This is a genomic window from Intestinirhabdus alba (genome assembly GCF_009711095.1).
Classification (GTDB): domain Bacteria; phylum Pseudomonadota; class Gammaproteobacteria; order Enterobacterales; family Enterobacteriaceae; genus Intestinirhabdus; species Intestinirhabdus alba.
Map to the genome: position 1 here is coordinate 42,777 of NZ_WMJZ01000020.1, position 19,177 is coordinate 61,953.

Consider the following 19,177-nt stretch of genomic DNA (forward strand, 5'->3'; position numbering starts at 1 on the left):
TTACACCCCAGCCATGGCCTGCGCCTTCTCGATGCGGTCGCAGGCAATATCAAAATATTCGTTAGTCAGTTCAATGCCGGTAAAGCGACCGCCCCGGGCCAGGACCGGGAGCGCGGTCGTTCCGCTCCCCATAAACGGATCCAGAACGCTGGCATCAGCGGCCAGCGGCTCCACCAGTTCCTGCATCAGCCGGACCGGTTTTGCGGTCATATGGAGCTTTTCCGCCGGGTTAACGCGTTCAGTGATTACGCCCGGGAACGGGCCACCATGCGGGCATTTCTCCAGCCTGCCCTGGCTGCCCCACACCACATATTCCGCCTGGTGGCGAAAATAGCCGGTATGTGGTGCGCGTGATGACAGGGTCTTATCCCAGACGACCAGACCACGCCAGAGTACGCCAGCGGCCTGGAGAACATCAGTCAGGGTCGGCAACTGCCGCCAGTCCGAGAAAATCATAAAGTAACCGCCCGGGGAGACCAGACGGGAGGCGGTGGTCAGCCACTGAGTACACCAGAACGCCCAGCTGCGCTGGTCGCGGTTATCGCCGCTGAATTCGGCATAACGGGGTGATTCGACATATTTTGCAGAGGGCGGAACGGCCCGCTGCCCCTTATGCAGCCCGCCGCTGCTGTAGGGCGGATCGGTAATAAGGGCATCGTAGGGACCATCAAGCCGGGGCAGCACGTCCAGAACATCGCCGCAATACAGCGTGGCATTACCAATGACCTCTTTTTGCATCCTTCCCCCAAATGAAATGGCCCGGGAGTCCGGGCCGTTAGTGTGATTAACGAAACTCATCTTCCAGAACGCTGGCGAACGACTCCAGCACGTCGACGAACTCGACATACAACGCCGGTTTATGCTCGCTGATAAACGCCCCCAGCTTCTGGACGACCTCCAGCGCCGTGGCCAGACGGTCGGTCTCCGGCAGGATTTTTTTACTGCTCGATACGGCTTTACTCAGGCTGTCCGCGAGGCTTGCCAGCAGCTCGACGGATTGCTGAGCTGGTACATCCGGGTTGTTGTTCAACTGGTCCATCGTTGCCTGACATTTGACGACCAGACTAATCAGGACCGTTCTGGCCACCGTCTCCAGCCCGTCACCCGCCAGCGTATGGGCGACACGCAGTTTGTCCCAGTCGTCACCGGTTTTTGCCGCCTGCATCTTCCACCTGCGGGCGGTGTCATACGGGACGCCGCACTTCAGCGCGACCATCTCCAGCGTGAGCTGGTCGAAGATATAACCGCTGCGGATTTTGTCCCGCATTTCCTTTGGCCAGGCCATCAATCAGTGCTCCTTCTGAGCGTCCTTCGTTAACAGGCTGCACTCAGGAGGCGGGGGAAGCGTTCGGCCAGTCTCCCCGCTGGTCCTGAGCTGTTCAATCTGCCGGATCAGCGCCTTATCGCAGTTATCCAGCCGTATCGTCTCCAGCAGGCCGACATTCCACTCCAGCGACTCGCCCCAACTGAGCCGCCCGGGATTATTCCCCGGCAGCGGCGGCAGACGTGACGCCGTCAGACTGGAGGGCATTGCCTGATACGGCGGCGGCGCGGGTTTCGGTTGTGAGCTGCCACAGGCGCTGAGCGCTGCTATCAGGAACAGGCTGACCGGCGCACGGCTCCCGAATAATTTGTTGATGTATTTCAATTCGCGTTTTCTCCTGCCTGTCCGCTTCCTGCTGGCTGTACGTTACCCCCTGCTGGCTGATAGCCTGCTCGGTGTTGTGCTGTGTGCGACTGACAGCCAGTTGCCGGGTCAGTTCGGCGTTATCATCCGTGAGTGTTTTCACCTGGTTCCGGGTAGTCATATAGCTGTCGAGGGCGAAATATCCCGCAACCAGGGCGGCCACTATCAGCAGGGGCTTAATCATGACGGACACGGCTCCAGGAATAACTGGCGTTCAGCGGTGCGGCGTTTCGTCAGACCCGGCATGACCTTACCGGCTGCCTTATCCCAGCGAAGAAACTCATCGGCCGCGCCGTCATAGTCCCCGATATTGAGTTTTTTCAGCAGCGTGGAGTCGGTGAAATTGCCGCTTCCGACGTTGAAAATAAATGAGCTGAGGGCATCGAACTGATTCTGGTTCAGGGCCACTTTGACGTTAGCAGTAATGGTATTGGCCACAATGGCCAGATCCTCAATAAGAAACTGCTCAGCCTGTTCCCGGGTAATCTGCTGCCCCGGCGTCACGCCTTTAGTGTGACCATACCCGATGGTCCAGGGGGCGGCTCCCGTTGCCGGATCCGGATAGGCCGTTAACTCCAGCCCTTCATGCTGCTGAATGAGGCGTCGGCCGTTATTGCTGGTTATCATTTTTCCCTTCCTGCGTATCAGTGCCGTTAATGCGGCGGTTAACAATGGCGTTTGCTATGTCACGCAGCTTGTCAGCCCCCAGAAAGCCAACAACCCCACCCACCAGTGAAGATGCATCTCCGGGCAAACCGAAATAAGTCATCATCCCGGACAGACTCATGGCAATAATCCCGCATACGAGGGAGCTGGTTACGGTGTATTTTTTGGGTTTACCGTCTTTGATGTTCATCAGCGACGACACTCCTATAGCTGCCAACCCCGACCAGATCGCGGGTGCATTTTCAGCAATCCATTTCAATGAACTCTCCCAGAACCCATGATTCATACGATGCTCGCGGGATGGAATGGGTGGCACAAGCCACGTTAAACAGTGGGGATATTGTGAATTGAGGGGAGGAAAATCAGCAGCTGAGGGGGTTCAGCGCTTCATGCCAGGGCGGCGATAACAGGATATTACGGACGGTTTATAAACGGAAGTGGGAAATAAAAACGCCCTCCAGTGAGGGCGTTTGAGGATTAGAAAGCCTGACCGCTAGTCTTTTTCCTCATCATCATATTTGCAGAAAAAAATCTCGAAAAGAAAAACCGTCAAATGCCTAACAAGCCATAAACATATAATCACAGCGATAACATTAAATATAATTTTAATATCAAACATATTGCCCCCGAATATTCAGCCCTGTCTGCGAATGGTAACAACCCACAAACCGTGCGGATAATTGGTTTGATAGATCAATACAAGATAATTGATCGTTGTTGGCGATCGATTTATTAAAACAGCCCGGGCTGCTCCCCAGCCTCCGAGCTGCTTCTGATTAACTTCCATCCCTGCCGGTCGCTGATTCCGTACTCAGGGCACAGCAGAGCCATAGCCTGACGAATCGACATTCCTTCGTCCTGCCGGGCGGCGATAGCCGCTATAAAGCGCGCGTTGCGCAGCTCCCGGAGCGCTGAATCACAGCGGGGAATGTAGAACTGGTCGGCACCCAGATAGCCGATCAGCTTTCGACTTTCGTCTTCGGTCAGTACCTCACGCAGCAGCGCATGGACACCGCCGGAACGTTCCCGGGCGGCGCCGCTCTTTGCCGCCAGCGTGACCCCACCAAACCGGTTAATCAGGCGGGAGGTGGCGCTGTAGCCGAGCACATGGATCAGCATTTTGGCGGACTCCGGAAGCAGGCGCTCAATCTGCGCCAGCTCGTCATGGTTTACGGTTATTTTCACGTTCAGCCCTCCGCTTTGCATCAATGGCCAGAGCCTGCATCAGCCGCGTCAGTTCGTCGGTCGTCAGCCAGTCCACACGCTCCCGGCTGAACATGCGTTTCGCCATGCTCTCAGCGTAAGACCACGGACGATCAGAATCAGCCAGCAGCGCCTCGACCTTACTCAGTAGCGCCCGGCGGCTACGGGCCACTGACGGGCGTCGGCCGTGTTTGCGTGACTGGCGGGGAAACCCCGCCGAATGCATGTACTCCTTAACGGTCTGGAGTTCGTCCAGACTGCAACGGGTGGCGCTGGTCTTGCCGGTCAGGCGCTCCAGCGTCTGGCGATACAGGGCATCATCCCAGCCGAGGAACGTCTGGCCAGCCTTGATAGCGCCGATAAGCTTTTTGGCGTTAGGTGTCATAGTTGACCACCTTCACCGCTGCGCAATTTCCTGGCAAACAGGAGCGCCTGTTTCCCTGCATAGACAATATCGTCGTCGTTCTCTTCCCGCCCGATAGCGATAGTCTCATGAGCGAATTTTTCAACGCCCTGCGCCTCTGCTTCTGTATTCTTCGCCGCCAGCGCCTCAATTCGGGCATTCAGATTTTGGACTGTCGTTTCATATGCATTAAGTTCGCGCAGGTGTGTTGTCTTCAGATTCTCTACGAGATTAATGGCGTAAATAAGGCGGGCAACCAGTTGATGGACGAGACTATGCTCCGGCCACGCCCGACGAATTGACTCCAGGTAGGTGATATTTTCCAGACTGGTGGCCCGCTGCGGGTCCGGTGCAAGATGGGAGATAGCCACACCGCCAGAAACCCCGGAGACGCGGACCACGGCATCACCGAGTCCCAGTTCCCATGCTTCGGAGAGCGTCACGACTTCAACGCCATCAGAAACGTGCATCGTGGAAAAGTAGACGAAGGCGGATCCCACTGGATACAGCTGATTAAATCGCTCTGCGGTGTAATGGCGCAGGCACTGAGAAGCATCAATTTTTGCCATTTTCTTTATCCTCATTGCGAACCAGAAACCGGGTGATGTTAAGGCTGAACAGGAAAGCAGCAGCACGATCGATACTGGTCCAGGACTTGTAATCGCCCCTGCGCTCCTGTAGAAGAAAGGAGACGCCCCGGCGGCGATTAGTGGCGAACATGTGATAAACGCCGTTACAGCGCTGAATAACAAATTCATCCACGCCGCCACTTTCTACCAGTTGCCTGAAAACCTTCATTCCGACTAATTTAATGTCCATTGCCATTCCGGTTATTTTGGTTCGCCAAAATGATTAATCTGGTCATTACCGACCGCTAAAGGATGAGGGGATATTGCTCCAGCCCCTGATAGCGGCGTTACTGCAAAACTCGGCACGATTCAGACAGTATTCCTCGTTGCGTGGTTTGACCGCCTGCCGGGCCGCGTTGAGCCACACCCTGGCGGCATCACTGAAACAGTCGGTACGCTCCAACTGAGCCGCTGCAATCGCGCTGGCCCTGAAAGGGCTGGTAAGTCCCATTGGTGAGCGCTGACGGCGGTTTACTCCGGCAATACCGTAGCTGCGAAAGGCACCAATCCTGCCGGGTTCAATTACGCCCCGATGCAGGCCGCGCTGTATCGCAATGGTGACCTGACGGGCCGACATACCAGTAAGCGCAACCAGTTGTTTGTGGGTCTGCGGGCCATGCTCCATCAGCGCCGAAATAATCGGATTCGGTTTCATACTTCCCTCCCGATACGCTGAACGCCAGTCGCGCCGTTAACGGCGTGGCTCAGTTTCGCCCGGCGCCCTGCCAGATATCCGGCAGTCCCGGCACTCTCACCGCCACGGCATTTACGGGCATCCCTGCAGGTCGCTGTCTGCATCCCCTGGTCAATCTGACGCTTACGGTATGCGGCCATTAGCGTGGCTTCTGACTCCGTGGGGGCCAGTTGCGCGACGACTTCCCAGACGCCAGCCGCCCAGCCTTCGCAAAACTGGTCCGCTCGGGCCGTTCTGGTTGCCGGTTTGGTGTTGCGGTGCAGACTCGCGATAAACTCACGGCGTGCGGCCGTCAGCTGCCGGGCCAGAACGTCAAAGGCATAGGCGGCAATCTGGGGGCGACAGTCCGGACCGTAAAACGTCACGATGCGGCGGGCGTCTCCGTACTTGCTGTAACGCCAGTCCAGCATGGCCTGAACGCCAAAGGCGCGATTGATGACATCAACCAGCCAGCCCATATAGCGGGGCGGTGTCTGCGCATTGCTGGGGGCGCCTTTGCTGCTGGCTTCGCTGATATTGATAAACGCCACGTCCTGCTCACTGACGTTGTGTTGTTTCATCAGGTTCTGAGCCTGACGCAGCGCAGCGGCGGCCTCGTTGGTGTTGGTCGACTTACGGGCCAGATTCAGCAGCTTTTTAATTTTGGCGAGGTATTTTTCTTTATTCATCGATGGCCACCATTTCATCAATAGAAATAAAGTCATTAAAAGTGGCATTACAAAAATGGCACTTAACAATAATGTCCAGTTGCTGTGCGTCATGCTCTGCAGCACCTGCTGATAGTTCCAGCGTGGCAGCGTGCTGACAGCGGGGACATTCAGAATCTAGCAATATGTTCATAATCAGTTCTCCAGAATTTGGCGTAAGCCAGCCCCGGCGGGTTTACGCCAATTAATTTAAAAGTGATTTATTTAATATCCGGTTAAGCCGGTTTTAAGTCCCGTGCTTTAGCGAAATACGGCTCGACATTGATTTCAACCACACAACCGCATTTGAAATCGTTAGCCCGTCCCACCGTTCGCACCAGGCGGCCACCGCGTACCGGTTGTGATGCCGATTCATGCCTGAGTATGGTCCCAACCGGATACAGCCGGTTAAATTCCGCTGCGTTCACTTATACCCCCGCCATATCCAGTGGGATCGGACGATACTCGTCAGAATCCCCAATGCGCTCATAGACGCGGATATACGTTTTGGTGCCAACAACCTGGACGGCCTCACCGATAGCCAGCATAGCGTTCTGCCAGCGTTCATCGTCGATTTCGAGCCGACGCAGGGCCAAAACGCGGCCCGTTTTAATATTGCCCTCTGAGTCGGTGGCGAATGCCGAGCTAATCAGCGCGTGAATCTCGGGGCGGGCGCCTTCCATCCAGTCAGATAAACACTCGTCTATCAGCGTCTTGGCCGCCTGCAGGCGTTCATCGAATTTGATGTTCTCAGCCATCTGGCGCTGGAGCTTGAAACGGCCGTCATAGGTGAACAGCGTCACGTTTCCTTTGGCGCCGCCGGTCTTTGTGCCGTACTTCTCGGCGGAAAGGTCAACGAACGCCTGAACGTCTGCAATTGCACGTTCTTTAAAGTCACGGAGCGCACTGGAGACCGATAAAGCCAGCTCCACCAGTTCGCCGACCAGCTGGTCGCGGTCCTGGTCGATCGGCTTAATCAGACTGACAGGGGTCAGAACGCCGCGAGCGTCGGTCCAGTAGCCTTCCGGTGCCTGTTCAGTGGTGTATTGTTTGGTGGTGGTATTAGTGGACATTGCTGTTTTCCTCACTGGTATTAACTTTATATTGGGTGGAATTGAATTTCGTCTTAAATAACCCATCAACGGTACTTTTAAGCCACTGAGCAAGGTCATTCTCGTGTTGCGTATAGCCGTCTTTGGCATACAAAATACTGGTGGAAGCCCCTATGGTTTCGCTATGTTCATCGCCCACAATGATGACTTCGAATTTAATGGCCATACTTACACTCCTTAATAACGGCCTCACCGGTATCTGCTGAAAGGCGTTGCAGTTCCATGAGGCAGGCCGCCGCCATGCTATCGGCCACCTTGTGCTCCAGAACGGCTGTCTGTTGACTGTCGTCAATCTGGATCGTAAAGCCGACTTTTCCTTCTCCCGTAGAGTTCACGGATACAATTAATTTCACTGACATAGTAATTACCTTGTTAATGTAAAGACTCAGACCAGACGACCTTACAGCCGCCGGTATAAAAGTGGCCCTGGCGATACCGACCGGTGGCGCCACAACCAAACTCCAGATAAGCAGCGCGGCCGTTATCAATCAGGCCATCGCACCAGCCGCAACGCTCCACGCGAATAACCGGGCGGGATTTCGTCAGCGTCACGCCTTTGATGGTTATCCCCTGAGCGCTGAGCGCCTTAATCACCAGGCTGACGGTGGCCATTGCCTGCAGTAATTCGTTGGTATTACGTCCGTTAACCATCGCAGCACCTCAGTTAATCAGCATTTCGGCAAAGTGACGGACCGCCCCGGCATCCACCCGGGTGTTGTTCAGCAGGCTGTAACGGTGTACGCCGCGCAGCAGCTTAAACAAACGGCGGGCATTGCCCCGGGAGGCATTGAACAGGGCGTCGCTGACGTTTTCATCCTGAGCATCAGTCAGAACGCTGGTCGCTATGGCGTCGATATCCTCACGCGGCAGCACTTCACCCAGCGGCAGCGCGAAGCCCACGCGGCTATACAACTGCTTAAACTCCCCGCGCTTACCTTTCAGGTTGATAATCAGCCTCGGCATACCGGCCAGCACCACGCCGATACCGGATTTGTCATGGATACGCCGGATAACCTCCAGCGCACGGTGCGGCAGGTTCTCCGCTTCGTCGACCAGCAGAACGCGGCCGGAATCGCGCAGGGCGTTAATAATGGCATCGCTCAGTTCATGCATATTCCCGCGCCGGTTCAGTCCCAGACGGCTGCACAGCTCTTCCAGGACCACGCGGGCGGTATAACCCGGATCCGCTTCAATCAGAACAGCGGAGCGGTTTTCGCGGGCATACTGGCGCATGACCATAGTTTTACCCATTCCGGCGTCGCCATAGATAACGTTAATCTCACCGTCCAGGTGGGCCATCTTGATAACCTCCAGGCACTTACTGGCGGTATAAGTACGGATGAAAGAGACGCTTAATTTCTGGCTTTTCTCTCTCTCCGCCTCGCGGTTAAGCAATTCCTGGATATCGCTTTCCAGACCGGCAACGTCACCGCGATATTTCCCCTGCAGGTACTGGTTAATCGCGGCCGGGCTTTTGCCGATAGCGCGGGCTACCTGCGTTTGTGACCAGCTACGGCGGGCCATTAATTCATTGAGTTGGTTAATCATGAGTCGTGTCCTTATTTACGGTCCCAGGTGCCGGTCTTCTGGTGGTGTTCCCGGTCAGCCTCTAAGAAGTGGTAGTTTTGTTGTTCGGCCTGCTGCAGCTCTCCCTGTAGGACCTGGCCAAAATTGAAATCCGGCAGTGTGGGGGCTTCCAGTACCGGGCGACCCTCGGCTTCGATTTCGCGGCGCTTCTGGTCGTTCAGGTTCAGGCGGCGCTGGCGGCGCTGCTCCATCGCTGTCTGTACGGCAGGAACAGGTACAGCGGCTCGGGTGTTACCGTTCCAGATAGCTTCACAGACGAACGAGCCATCCATCCGGCGAACGACCACGCGAGTGGCATCGTGAATGTCATAAGCGACCCGGACGTCCTCGCCATCGACGGCCAGCAGTTGCTCGCTGAAATAGCTGTTATTCTGCAGGTCTAGCCAGCCACGGCGGGCCTTACGGACCTGTTCCGGCATAAACATATCGCGCAGTTCAACGACGCTCAGATATTCGATTTCGTCGCCGCCTTCCTTAAGGGCTGCGCGATACGCTTCCATTGGCGTCATATGTCTGCCATCAACTTTGGGAAGGGAGCTATGGCGGTGCGTGTTGTTGTATTTCTCGACTTCCTCTTCGATTACGTCCAGCAGTTGCTGCCAGCTGGGGAGTTTCGCCAGAGCGTTACGCTGCACCGGGTTAAGCTCTTTGTTCTTTTCCAGCGCATTAATCGCGGAGTTAATGGCACGGCTGGTGATTCGCACATTCTCGCGGTCGGCGCCATAGCCGTTATACGTGCCGAATTTGATGGCCACGGAGCGGGGAATAACGGCGTTCAGACGTTCAATAATGCCGCGAGCCTGCGGATTGCCAGGGATGCCGGTCATATGCTGGATCCCCAGACGCGGGAAAATACCCGTAATATCCGCATCCAGCGTTTTGTTCTTCTCGCCGCCACCGTTATCTGAGTAAGTGAACAGCGGCTTACCGAAGCGGCTCATGGCATGGCGGTAAGCATCAGCAACGGCGATCACGTTTTCTGACAAGGCCAGACTCCAGCCCACCACAACGCGTGAACGGCCATCAATAACCATGGTCAGTTCTGGGGTAAAGGGGCGCCCGTGGATAGGATGCGCCACCTTCATATTCAGCGATTTACCATCTGATACCCAGCAGCCATTAACCGGCATCATGGACCAGTCGCGCTTAACGTAGGTTTCAAGCGCCCGGGCAGCAGAGGCGGAAACACGCCCCCGTGCGCGTTCGCGGCGGGGAAGCTTTTCCATCGCCCGACGGACGGCATGGTATGACGGGCAGGCCGCCTGCATAGCGGGCTGGTCCGCGTAATCTGCCTCCCACTCGTCACGGAATGAGTTATAAGCCGCCTGGAGGCTGGGGCCGTTCAGATTGCGCCAGTGAGCCAGGAACCGGGGAAGCCAGCCGATTTGCTCCGGTGCCCGTGATTTATGGTGACCGGGCGCCAGCATTTTCAGCCGCTCGGCGCTGTTCTCAGTGGCCATATAGATGGAGACCCACTCCTGCAGACTGCTTTTACCGATGCCACAGCGCTGACCCTTGCGGGCGCTGGCTATTTCAGCGGCCTGACGCAGCGATAACGGTAACGAGCCGTCGCGGGATGCGCTGACAATCTGCCGGACAGCTGCCGCACGGGATACGCCAGACTGGCACATAGTGACGACGGTCTGAGCCAGTACAGCCCGCGCATCTGAAATTTGGCGCTGTTTATCCGTCAGGGTGCTGACCTCGCGCTCCAGCAGGGCAGGACACTGACGAATGAGAGCCAGCTTATTACGCGGCTTGATAGTGTTTTTCGCTGCCGGAACGGCGGCGGGTTCAGCTGTCGCGCTCTGTTCAAGCAACTCGCTATAGTGGCGCTGACGAATGACTTCCTGAGCCTCGGCAGGCAGACAGTCAACATGATATTCAAAGGCTTTAGTCCCGGAACGGCGGCGGCGCAACAGCTCATTCTCTCCTGCGCGCTTGTTCAGGCTGTTGCGGATGTTGTGTTCTGTTCCCGGCAGCCCCGGAAGTCCGACGGATTCTTTAGCAGTTAACCAGATATTCATGGTTCCCCCGGCTACGCCGTCAGACGGTTGTCAGAAAAATAGCGGCTCGGCCAGATCATCGACGGGTCTATACCGATTTTTTGTGCGATGGCCTCTTCATAACGCCCACATTTGCGATAGAAGACGTTACGAATCGCATTCTTCCCCACGCCCAGTTCGTTCTCTAAATCGCTCAGGCTTACGCCCTGACGGTCAAGGGCAGCAATGATCGCTTTGCTTGACCAGTCCTGGCCTTCAACGACGAACAGGCTGGCCATGTCTTGTCTCAGCAATTGCATTGTTGATATGCTCCTCTGTTTATCTAAAACGATAATCAAAACCGGTTATCGTATTTACACAATCTAATCGCACAATAAACCGATTTCAAGTGGTTTATTCGCGCAATTGAGCGAATCTATAATTACTTCTTATATATCAAGGTGTTATATGGATAAAACCGCGAAAGCGACAATAAACCGCGATCGGTTTATTGCCATGCCGGGAATAAACTGTTTCCCGGAGCGTTTGAAAATTGCGATGGAAGGGATGACAAATGTAGCGCTTGCCAGTAAATGCGGCCTTTCCGAGTCTGCAGTCAGGGGGTATCTGAAGGGGCGCAGTTATCCAGGAATCGATAAGATCCAAGCAATAGCCCAGGCATGTAATGCGCCTATGGTGTGGCTAATAACAGGAGAGACTGTCGCAGAAAAGGACGAAAAAATCGCGCAAATGAGCGATAGTCTCGCAAGCGTTTTGGCAGTAATGACGCAAGAACAGCGTCACCAGCTCGCTATGGCTATCGTTCAGCATGGGATATCAGGCATCTTTAACGCGCTACAGGGAATTGAAGGAATCGCGGCGTTTGCTATGTTGCCTGAGAACGAAAGAGCGCGAGTTATGCGGCTTTATAGCGAAGTTAAAAAGGGGGCATCTTCGGGTGATAGAGACAACGAACTAGACAACCCCACACACAAACAGACAGGCTGATTTATCTACTGCATTATCGCCGTGGGTAGGGTTTTAGTGCATGATTTGCAAAAAAATTTACCTTATGCGATATCGGCTCCTTTTGAGGAAAAGCAAACATAGCACTTTCTTTTGCTTTAATTGTCATTTGTCGGTGAAATTTCGATAAATCAGGGGGATACATAGGCTATTTGATAGAATTACAAAAGAAAGCGCACTTTCTTTAGCAATCCCAGAGAAAGAAACAGATAGAAGTGTAGATCGTCCATGAAGGAAAGCGTTTAAAAGTCGTTTAAAACCGATTATTTGAATTGCTTTACAGTCCAAAATTGACCGCATAAAAAAGCGTTTTTGCTGATTTCTTGAGAATCGGTCCAAAATCGCCCCACTCCACATAAGCCGCGCCAGTGCTGGCATTGTCTTACGTTTCCGACGCTTCCCCATAGTCCAGAATTGATCACCTCCCCACAGCGCACTTCAGCGCCTTTATGCTGCGCGTGGCCGGACAGGTCTCGTATCACCGCTTGATCCTCGACCCGTTGAGCCGGGTGATGTTCTCGTCCGACGGCGATGACTTTGAGTTTCGTGAACAGTGCCTGAAAGAGGGGAAAACTGTCCATGAAGCGCTCTGGTTACTGGCCCGTAAAAAATACGCTAAGGAAATGGAGGTGCTGGAACAATGGCAGATACAGTCGTGAATCAACCGGAGTCCCCTGAATTACAACCTTCTGCGGACGTTACCCCGGCAGACGGAACGCGTCATAACGTCGCTTCAACATCATCCCATCAACGTCTTAGTCGCCGTCGCCGGCGCTGCCTGGTACCGGTAGCCTGTGTCACCGCTTTTATTCTGGTCATGAATGCCGGCATCTCGATGTTGCTGGCGCAATGGCAGCGACCGGAGACGGTGAGCTTCGATATGACCGGGACGGTGAATAACTTTATGGCTCAGGTGGCCGGGCGTCATCTCAGCGATGATGAGGTAAAAGCCACCACCGCGCGTTTTAATACCGCCCTCAATGCCTCGCTGACTGACTGGCAACGCCATCACGGCGCCATCATCCTGGTGGCACCGGCGGTGGTGGGTGGTACCCGCGATATCACTGCAGATGTTCAGGCAGAGGTGGCGAACCGGATGGCAGAGGGAGAGAGTCATGAGTGACGAAGTCGATGTGGCCCAGGACGTTGTTGAGCTGACGAATACCGTGGCGGTGCTGGCTATCCGCCATCAGTTGCAGGCAGCGGGGAGAGAATACTGCCAGTCGTGTGGTGAAGCCATCCCGGTAGCCCGGCGTCTGGCGGCACCGTGGGCAGACACCTGCACGCCGTGCCAGAGCGTACTGGAGCACCGAAATAAGGTGGGCTACTGATGCATAAACGATATCTGACGTTGTTGCTTCTGGTCTGTCCACTGGTCGGGCAGGCAAAAGATCTGGGCTCATGGGGAGATGTCTGGCCGGTGCAGGAGCAGAGCTTTCTGGCGCTGATTCAGGATCGCCTGCAGGGTTTGCAGGGTAACGGCCAGCTGGCGGAGCTGCAGCAACAGTTCCAGGACCGGGTGGTGGAGCACACGCTGCGCCCGACACCGGTAGAAGGGCTGGTTACAGACACGCAGGCACATACGTCCTGGTATGACCCGACCTTTGTGGTTGGCCAGACGCTGGCCGATGCGCAGGGTCAGGTCTTTGCGCGTCAGGGCGATACCCTGAACCCGCTGGATACGCTGGCGCTGAATACCACCCTCTATTTTATCGACGGTGATGATACGCGTCAGGTCGCCTGGATGAAGGCGCAAACCCCGCCCACGCCAACCTACAAGGTCATTCTGGTCAACGGCAACATCAAAACGGCAGCAGATGCGCTGTCAGAGCGTATCTACTTCGACCAGCAAGGCGTACTGACAAAGAAACTGGGTATTCACTACATTCCTGCAATGGTCAGTCAGGACGGTAAGCGCCTGAAGATCACCTCAGCCCCCATAAAGGAGGCCCGATAATGCTGTTCCCGCTTGTTATTACCCTGCTGTGTTTCACCGTCGGCGCGCTGCTGTTGGTGGTGATATTCCAGCGACGGGAATACCGTCGCCTGCGGGCGGATGCCGATGGGATCGTGATGCGCTATCTGGCGGTTGCTGAGCGGTTTGAGTCTCTGGTCCGTGAACTGACGGAGCCTTACGGCGGTGTATTGTATGATTTGATGGAGGTGGAGCAGCTTGCGGCCCGGATGAAGGCGTTGCCCGACCGTGAAATACGGGAGACCGCTGAGCGTATTCTTGAGCGCCTGAATGAACGAATGCGCATGTTACTGAAGCAGGTGTCAGACCGTTATCGCCTGTCTGATGCCGATCGGCAGCGCTGGCTGAGTGAACCGGAATACCCGGAGGTCGGCAAATGACATTCAGACTTTCTGCTTTTCTACTGGCCTGCGGTCTGACCATCGGTACCGGTACACAGGCCTCTGAACCCGAATGCCAGGGGCGATTTGTCAATCCGATCACCGATATCTGCTGGGAATGTATGTTCCCGATGTCCATCGGTAATGCGACGGTGTCGTCCGGTTCGCTGCCGGATACAGAGAACCCGTCGTCCCCCATCCAGTTCTGCCCGGTTCCGCCGCCTGTCTTTCAGCGTATCGGACTGGCGATTGGTTTCTGGGAGCCGTTTGCCCTGACCGATGTAACCCGCGCGCCATTCTGCATGGTCAATCTCGGTGGTGTGAGCATCAGCGCCGGCAAGCTCGGCAGCGGTGGCGGGAAACGCCAGGGGGCGGTCAATACCGGTGCCTTCTACCACGTCCACTGGTACAAATACCCTCTGACCTGGTGGCTCAATATTATTACCGACCTCGGCTGCCTGCAGGGTGGGGATATGGATATCGGCTATCTGTCCGAACTGGACCCGACCTGGGATGACAGCTCGCTGGCCTCGGTGCTGGCACCTGAAGCATTCCTGTTCGCCAATCCCATCGCGCAGGGGGCCTGTGCTGCTGATGCGCTGGCCAGCGCCGTTTCAAAACCCTTAAACCCGCTGTTCTGGTGTGCTGGTTCGCACGGCAGTATGTACCCGTTTACGGGGTTTGTCTCCAATCAGGCCAGCCCACAGGCCGCCAGCGTGCTGCTCTCCGAGCGAATGGACTACAAGTTGCACCGTCAGGGGATGATCCTGAACAGCGTCGGTGCCGATACCGCCGTCTGCTACGAGTATCCGTCCCCCATTATGCCGAAAGACCGCTACCGCTATCAGATGGTGAATATGTATCCGGATGCGAGGCGCTGTCACCCGTTTGGCCGTACCGTGATGGCGTGGGAGGCCGGACATGCCACGCCGGCGAGCCGACAGAACTTTGGTTACCTCATCTGGCGCAAGCGTAACTGCGTCTTCCTCTGATTTTCCGGAAACAATCTGATGAACCTTAAAATTTTTACCGTGCTGGTCGGTGCGCTGCTGGCGGCTGCCTGCGTACAGGCCGATGGCCTGACAGACGAGCAGCAGCTTTTTCGTGCCCTGCGGGAGCAGAGTGCAGCGATACGCCAGCTTCCGCAGAACGCTGCAACCATGCCGGACGTCAACGCCCTTTTGCAGGACAAACTCTCCGGGGCTGACCGGCAGTGGATAGGTGATATGCAGCGCCGGGTGCAGTCATCCGTCGCACCGGACAGTGAGGCCCGTCCGGACGCTTTGTATTTCCTGTCATTTTCCATCCCCGAGGAGGGGCTGAAGCAGATGGTCCCGGCGGCAACGCGCTTTCATATTCCGGCGCTGATTAATGGTCTCGTGGATAACAACTTCCGCAAAACTGTGGAATCGGTCTTTCGTCTGGCGCGGGAGAACAATCAGGGTGGGGTGCAGATAGATCCCCGTCAGTTCAGTAAATACGGTATCACCTCGGTTCCGGCCCTGGTGGTGACCTGTGATGCCGGATATGACCGCCTCACTGGCAACCTGAAGTTAAAAGAAGCGCTGGAGCGGATTGCTGCAGAAGGGGATTGTGCCGATACGGCGAAGAAGTTGCTGAAGGAGGGTGCATCGTGAAAAAACAGCTGATACCGGGCATTTTGTTGCTGGCAACGGCGGTATCCGTACTGGCCAGCCCGCAGTATGACGAGGCGGCAAAGTATGCCGGCAGCGTGAAGAATCAGGGGATGAATGTGATGAAGGGGACCGACCCGGCGGCGACGATCCCCGGCTACACCGCGAAACCGGATGAATCCGGTTATTACGGCGGGACCACCGCCACCAGTAATCCCGACCTGGAAAACGCCGGCAACAGTGAGATGCATAACGGAGAAGCCGGTAAGACCATCATGGAGGTCATTAAGAATCGCCCGAAGGATCTCATCTCCACCGACGCTCCCTTTATCAGCGGTTCGCTGGATATTGAGGATAAGGCTGAAACCATCATGTCTGGTACCGATACGCAGTGCAAGGATGTGAACGTGGATAAGACCCAAATCACCAATTACACCTGCGAACGTACCCCGGCGGTTGAACTGGCCTGTACACGCACCGCGGGTCCCGGAGGAGGTCATGAAGAAGATACAACAGAAGACAAGCGTTTCATTATCAGTCACGATCACTTCACGTTTTCCCGGAGTGGAAAACAGATAGTGTTTGGGTTTTCCCCGCCGGAAACCGGGGTCGTCCTCTCTGCCAGTCTCAACATCACTACTCAGGCATACCTGTTAAATTCAAAAGTCAGCTTCATGAACACTACCTTCAATGCAAGCGGAAGCGGCGATTTTACGCTGAATGCAGCAGGAATGCAGTTGAATGAGGGAACGGTAGTGCAGGGAACAAGCTGTTCGGGAAACGGTACCTGCATTGGCTCGGTGGATGACATCCTTTTCAGACAGCTTCAGCAGGGGCAAATACGTTTCACTCTGACGGTGATGATGAGAGTACCCGCCAAAAAATGGGTCCCGGACGTGGTGTGGTCAGAAAACTGTCCGTTCGACAAAACAGACCAGGTGCTGATCAATAGCGTCTGTACTGACCCTGGTGGCGATCGCACTTTTGCCATCAACGGTGAGAACTATGTTCTGCACAGCGACTGCTGGCAGTATACCGACACGTATGTCTCTCAGTCTGCCGATAACGGTACCTGTAACGACTATATGCAGAACCCCGCCTGTACCGTTGGCTCCACTGCCTGCCTCGACAGCCTGAATGGTACCTGTTTGCGTGAGCAGGTGGTCTTTTCCTGCGAGGAAAAAATGAGCGGCAGCGCGCAGCTGTGCGGTGGTGAACTGATCTGTACTGATGGCAGCTGCGACCAGCTGGATGACGGTAAGTCAAATGGATTTCAGTCAGCCGTTTCGGGGCTGGCCGCGCTGGCCGCTGCTGGTAAAGATATCGCCGCCCTGAATGGTGTCAACGTCTCCGCCTTTACCGGTGAGGGCCACAGCTGTCGTAAGGCGATGGCAGGTTTCAGCAATTGCTGCAAGGACAGCGGCTGGGGTAACGATGTCGGACTTGCCAGCTGCAACACCGAAGAAAAGGCGCTGGCGGAGGCCAAGAAGCGCAAGCTGAGTATCTACGTCGGGTCGTACTGTGCGCATAAGGTGCTCGGCGTCTGCCTTGAGAAGAAGGAAGGGTACTGCCAGTTTGAGAGCAAGCTCGCGAAAATCGTTCAGGACCAGGGGCGTCGCGGCCAGCTGGGTATTGGCTTTGGCAGCGGAAGTTCGCCGGACTGCCGTGGGCTGACGGTGCCAGAACTGCAGCGCCTGAATTTCGATAATATTAACTTTGCCGACTTTTATGATGACCTGGAGAACGGTGCCACGCTGCCGGCAGACCAGGAGCTGCTTGACCGCGTCAAAGAGCAAATTGCCGGTAAGGTGACGGGAGGAGGCCAGTGAAGCGAACACTCTCTATAGCTTTTCTGTTGCTTGTTACCGGGGCGCAGGCAGCGACCGTCAGTACTGAACCGTCACAAAGCGCATTTCCTCCGGCTGCCTTCTCATCCACCGGGACCTATGTGGATGCGCCCATTGTGGGCTGGCACTGGTACAACGAACCTCAGCCAGAAGAGGAGGATGAGCCGGAAGATGACACTGTCCCGCTTAGCGTCCTGCCGCCAAACCTGCAGATGTCACTTCTGCAGAAGCTGACAAAAGAAAAGCTCAACAGCGCCATATTGTCCCCTTCCCCGGAGAAAGCAGCGGACTACCTGCGCATGCAGTCCTATCTGATGAACCTGTCCGGGCAGTTTACGCAGTCAGCCAAAAAGGCGCTGCTGCTGTATCCGGACCTCGATTACAACCTGGAGCACAGCCGTTATAACGGCACCGCAACCCTGCAGCAGACGGCGGCCCGTCAGCAGCAGAATGATGCCATTCATAACCTGGGTCAGCGCTATGGCCTGTTTATGTTCTACCGGGGTAACAATCCGCAGGATCTGCAGATGGCGGCCACGGTGAACCAGTTCTCACAACAGTACGGACTGTCGTTGATCCCCGTAAGCATGGACGGCGCGCGCAGCGAAGCCCTGCCACAGACCCGGCAGGACAGTGGCCAGGCGGCGAAGATGGGCGTCAGCCAGTTCCCGGCCCTGATGCTGGTTGAACCGGGCAGTGAGCAGTATCAGCCGCTGGCCTGGGGCTTCATGACGCAGGACGACTTAGCCCGCCGCTTCCTCGATGTGGCGACTGATTTTAAGGCGCAATACTAAGGTAAGGGAAAATATGACAAAAGAAGGCATTTCTCATCATAAGCACGAACAACAGATCAGGCAGGAGAACCTGCTGATGTTTTGTGGCATGGCCTTTATGGCAGCGGGGCCAGTGTTCTGGTATCTGGCGGGGATGGCGCTGGATGCGCGGGCTATTAGTCTGGGGCCGGACAAGGTTGATGTTCTTGAGTGGGTCAGTATTGCCGTTTCGCTATTGCTCAGTCTCTGTGGTGCCGCCCTGGGTCTGGCAGGCTGGGGGCTGGCGTCATGGCATGCCTGGCGAGCGGTACGGCAGCCGGGGGGACTGTGATGAAAATCCAATATCCCAAAGTGGCGCTGGGGCTGGTACTGATGCTGAGCGGGTTTGTATTGATGGCGCACGCCTCGACGCTGGATGAGCTAAAGGCGCTGGAAGCCGGCAAGTCAGAACTGCAGCCCCGGGCAGAGCTAAGGTCAGTACCAGAGACTTCCACTACGCCTGCAGGGCGGGCATACCGTCTTCCGGATGGTCGTTCGATAAATACTGCCGATTATCGACTGGTGTTGTTTATGCAGTCTTCCTGTCATTTTTGTCAGCAGTTTGATCCGCAGCTTATCCAGTTGTCCACGCAGACGGGCTTTAAGGTGTTCCCCTATACGCTGGACGGAAAGGGCGATGTGAGTTTTCCGCAGGCGATCCCGGCCCCGCGTGCCGTTCTCGATCAGTTCTTTGGCCCCGGTAATAACGGCGTGACGCCCACGACCTGGCTGGTGAACGTGAATACCCTGCAGAGCTGGCCACTGGCGCAGGGGATAACAGATATGAACAGTCTGCTGCAGAGGATAAATCAGGCTCTGATGTTCCATCAGAGGTAGCGTCCCACTTACCG

General features: G+C 55.7%; 30 protein-coding genes. 12 read left to right on the forward strand and 18 right to left on the reverse strand.

All coding sequences use genetic code 11. The features are described 5' to 3' along the window. The 18 genes from GJV78_RS14700 to GJV78_RS14790 all read right to left on the reverse strand — a co-directional run bounded on the left by GJV78_RS14700 (nt 1) and on the right by GJV78_RS14790 (nt 10,972). Nucleotides 1-738, reverse strand: a complete 738-nt coding sequence (locus GJV78_RS14700) for a DNA-methyltransferase (protein ID WP_155109056.1) — start codon at nt 736-738, stop codon at nt 1-3. Nucleotides 739-784: 46 nt separating this feature from the next. Beyond that, nucleotides 785-1,285, reverse strand: a complete 501-nt coding sequence (locus GJV78_RS14705; protein ID WP_155109057.1) for a DUF1804 family protein — start codon at nt 1,283-1,285, stop codon at nt 785-787. A gap of 196 nt (nt 1,286-1,481) precedes the next feature. Then, nucleotides 1,482-1,871 carry a hypothetical protein gene (locus tag GJV78_RS14715; protein WP_155109059.1) on the reverse strand — a complete coding sequence of 130 codons (390 nt, stop codon included), beginning with the start codon at nt 1,869-1,871 and terminating at the stop codon, nt 1,482-1,484. After that, nucleotides 1,868-2,314, reverse strand: a complete 447-nt coding sequence (locus GJV78_RS14720) for a lysozyme (protein WP_155109060.1) — start codon at nt 2,312-2,314, stop codon at nt 1,868-1,870. Before GJV78_RS14720 ends, GJV78_RS14715 begins: the two co-directional genes overlap by 4 nt. Then, nucleotides 2,298-2,639, reverse strand: a complete 342-nt coding sequence (locus tag GJV78_RS14725) for a phage holin, lambda family (protein ID WP_155109061.1) — start codon at nt 2,637-2,639, stop codon at nt 2,298-2,300. The genes GJV78_RS14720 and GJV78_RS14725 overlap by 17 nt, the downstream gene beginning before the upstream one ends. A 446-nt stretch (nt 2,640-3,085) precedes the next feature. Beyond that, entirely contained in the window at nt 3,086-3,538 is a 453-nt protein-coding gene (locus tag GJV78_RS14730) for a mor transcription activator family protein (RefSeq protein ID WP_330998814.1), read from the reverse strand. Continuing rightward, complete coding sequence (locus GJV78_RS14735) at nt 3,516-3,941, reverse strand: gp16 family protein (RefSeq protein WP_155109063.1); 426 nt, start codon at nt 3,939-3,941, stop codon at nt 3,516-3,518. Before GJV78_RS14735 ends, GJV78_RS14730 begins: the two co-directional genes overlap by 23 nt. Next, nucleotides 3,938-4,528 carry a hypothetical protein gene (locus GJV78_RS14740; protein ID WP_155109064.1) on the reverse strand — a complete coding sequence of 197 codons (591 nt, stop codon included), beginning with the start codon at nt 4,526-4,528 and terminating at the stop codon, nt 3,938-3,940. Before GJV78_RS14740 ends, GJV78_RS14735 begins: the two co-directional genes overlap by 4 nt. Continuing rightward, nucleotides 4,515-4,778 carry a hypothetical protein gene (locus tag GJV78_RS14745; protein ID WP_155109065.1) on the reverse strand — a complete coding sequence of 88 codons (264 nt, stop codon included), beginning with the start codon at nt 4,776-4,778 and terminating at the stop codon, nt 4,515-4,517. The genes GJV78_RS14740 and GJV78_RS14745 overlap by 14 nt, the downstream gene beginning before the upstream one ends. Nucleotides 4,779-4,823: 45 nt before the next feature. Continuing rightward, nucleotides 4,824-5,243: an ANR family transcriptional regulator gene (locus GJV78_RS14750; protein ID WP_155109066.1), complete on the reverse strand. Its 420-nt coding sequence runs from the start codon at nt 5,241-5,243 to the stop codon at nt 4,824-4,826. Continuing rightward, the gene (locus GJV78_RS14755) at nt 5,240-6,043 is read right to left on the reverse strand and encodes a DUF2786 domain-containing protein (RefSeq protein ID WP_230979148.1); all 804 of its coding nucleotides are present in this window, start codon (nt 6,041-6,043) and stop codon (nt 5,240-5,242) included. The genes GJV78_RS14750 and GJV78_RS14755 overlap by 4 nt, the downstream gene beginning before the upstream one ends. Before the next feature lie 353 nt (nt 6,044-6,396). Beyond that, a complete protein-coding gene (locus GJV78_RS14760) occupies nt 6,397-7,041 on the reverse strand; it encodes a DUF3164 family protein (RefSeq protein ID WP_155109067.1) in 645 nt (214 codons plus the stop codon). Beyond that, the gene (locus GJV78_RS14765; RefSeq protein ID WP_155109068.1) at nt 7,031-7,246 is read right to left on the reverse strand and encodes a hypothetical protein; all 216 of its coding nucleotides are present in this window, start codon (nt 7,244-7,246) and stop codon (nt 7,031-7,033) included. Before GJV78_RS14765 ends, GJV78_RS14760 begins: the two co-directional genes overlap by 11 nt. Beyond that, a complete protein-coding gene (locus GJV78_RS14770) occupies nt 7,236-7,439 on the reverse strand; it encodes a hypothetical protein (protein WP_155109069.1) in 204 nt (67 codons plus the stop codon). The genes GJV78_RS14765 and GJV78_RS14770 overlap by 11 nt, the downstream gene beginning before the upstream one ends. 13 nt (nt 7,440-7,452) lie before the next feature. Continuing rightward, on the reverse strand, nt 7,453-7,731 hold the full coding sequence (locus GJV78_RS14775) for a hypothetical protein (protein ID WP_155109070.1): 279 nt from the start codon (nt 7,729-7,731) through the stop codon (nt 7,453-7,455). Between the two features lie 9 nt (nt 7,732-7,740). Next, nucleotides 7,741-8,628 carry an AAA family ATPase gene (locus GJV78_RS14780; RefSeq protein ID WP_230979149.1) on the reverse strand — a complete coding sequence of 296 codons (888 nt, stop codon included), beginning with the start codon at nt 8,626-8,628 and terminating at the stop codon, nt 7,741-7,743. 11 nt (nt 8,629-8,639) lie between these two features. Continuing rightward, entirely contained in the window at nt 8,640-10,694 is a 2,055-nt protein-coding gene (locus GJV78_RS14785) for a Mu transposase C-terminal domain-containing protein (RefSeq protein WP_155109071.1), read from the reverse strand. 11 nt (nt 10,695-10,705) lie between these two features. After that, nucleotides 10,706-10,972 (reverse strand): helix-turn-helix domain-containing protein, encoded by a 267-nt coding sequence (locus tag GJV78_RS14790; protein ID WP_155109072.1) that lies wholly within the window; start codon nt 10,970-10,972, stop codon nt 10,706-10,708. A gap of 148 nt (nt 10,973-11,120) precedes the next feature. Between GJV78_RS14790 and GJV78_RS14795 the strand changes: the two genes are divergently transcribed. From GJV78_RS14795 to trbB, 12 genes are all read left to right on the forward strand, one after another. Next, the gene (locus GJV78_RS14795) at nt 11,121-11,660 is read left to right on the forward strand and encodes a helix-turn-helix domain-containing protein (RefSeq protein WP_155109073.1); all 540 of its coding nucleotides are present in this window, start codon (nt 11,121-11,123) and stop codon (nt 11,658-11,660) included. Between the two features lie 467 nt (nt 11,661-12,127). Continuing rightward, nucleotides 12,128-12,337, forward strand: a complete 210-nt coding sequence (locus GJV78_RS14800; RefSeq protein WP_155109074.1) for a traC domain protein — start codon at nt 12,128-12,130, stop codon at nt 12,335-12,337. After that, the gene (trbI, locus tag GJV78_RS23950) at nt 12,319-12,801 is read left to right on the forward strand and encodes a type-F conjugative transfer system protein TrbI (protein WP_072201922.1); all 483 of its coding nucleotides are present in this window, start codon (nt 12,319-12,321) and stop codon (nt 12,799-12,801) included. The genes GJV78_RS14800 and trbI overlap by 19 nt, the downstream gene beginning before the upstream one ends. Next, nucleotides 12,794-13,009, forward strand: a complete 216-nt coding sequence (locus GJV78_RS14810; protein ID WP_017694226.1) for a TraR/DksA C4-type zinc finger protein — start codon at nt 12,794-12,796, stop codon at nt 13,007-13,009. Before trbI ends, GJV78_RS14810 begins: the two co-directional genes overlap by 8 nt. Beyond that, complete coding sequence (traW, locus tag GJV78_RS14815; RefSeq protein ID WP_017694227.1) at nt 13,009-13,635, forward strand: type-F conjugative transfer system protein TraW; 627 nt, start codon at nt 13,009-13,011, stop codon at nt 13,633-13,635. Before GJV78_RS14810 ends, traW begins: the two co-directional genes overlap by 1 nt. Further along, on the forward strand, nt 13,635-14,033 hold the full coding sequence (locus tag GJV78_RS14820) for a hypothetical protein (RefSeq protein ID WP_017694228.1): 399 nt from the start codon (nt 13,635-13,637) through the stop codon (nt 14,031-14,033). Before traW ends, GJV78_RS14820 begins: the two co-directional genes overlap by 1 nt. Next, entirely contained in the window at nt 14,030-15,025 is a 996-nt protein-coding gene (gene traU / locus GJV78_RS14825; RefSeq protein WP_017694229.1) for a conjugal transfer pilus assembly protein TraU, read from the forward strand. Before GJV78_RS14820 ends, traU begins: the two co-directional genes overlap by 4 nt. 18 nt (nt 15,026-15,043) lie before the next feature. Then, on the forward strand, nt 15,044-15,670 hold the full coding sequence (trbC, locus tag GJV78_RS14830) for a type-F conjugative transfer system pilin assembly protein TrbC (RefSeq protein WP_017694230.1): 627 nt from the start codon (nt 15,044-15,046) through the stop codon (nt 15,668-15,670). Then, the gene (gene traN, locus GJV78_RS14835; protein WP_017694231.1) at nt 15,667-17,496 is read left to right on the forward strand and encodes a type-F conjugative transfer system mating-pair stabilization protein TraN; all 1,830 of its coding nucleotides are present in this window, start codon (nt 15,667-15,669) and stop codon (nt 17,494-17,496) included. The genes trbC and traN overlap by 4 nt, the downstream gene beginning before the upstream one ends. Further along, on the forward strand, nt 17,493-18,308 hold the full coding sequence (gene traF / locus GJV78_RS14840; protein ID WP_232726295.1) for a type-F conjugative transfer system pilin assembly protein TraF: 816 nt from the start codon (nt 17,493-17,495) through the stop codon (nt 18,306-18,308). The genes traN and traF overlap by 4 nt, the downstream gene beginning before the upstream one ends. Nucleotides 18,309-18,321: 13 nt before the next feature. Then, nucleotides 18,322-18,618 (forward strand): hypothetical protein, encoded by a 297-nt coding sequence (locus GJV78_RS14845; RefSeq protein ID WP_017694233.1) that lies wholly within the window; start codon nt 18,322-18,324, stop codon nt 18,616-18,618. Next, nucleotides 18,618-19,163 (forward strand): type-F conjugative transfer system pilin assembly thiol-disulfide isomerase TrbB, encoded by a 546-nt coding sequence (gene trbB, locus GJV78_RS14850; RefSeq protein ID WP_017694234.1) that lies wholly within the window; start codon nt 18,618-18,620, stop codon nt 19,161-19,163. Before GJV78_RS14845 ends, trbB begins: the two co-directional genes overlap by 1 nt. Nucleotides 19,164-19,177 lie beyond the last annotated feature (14 nt).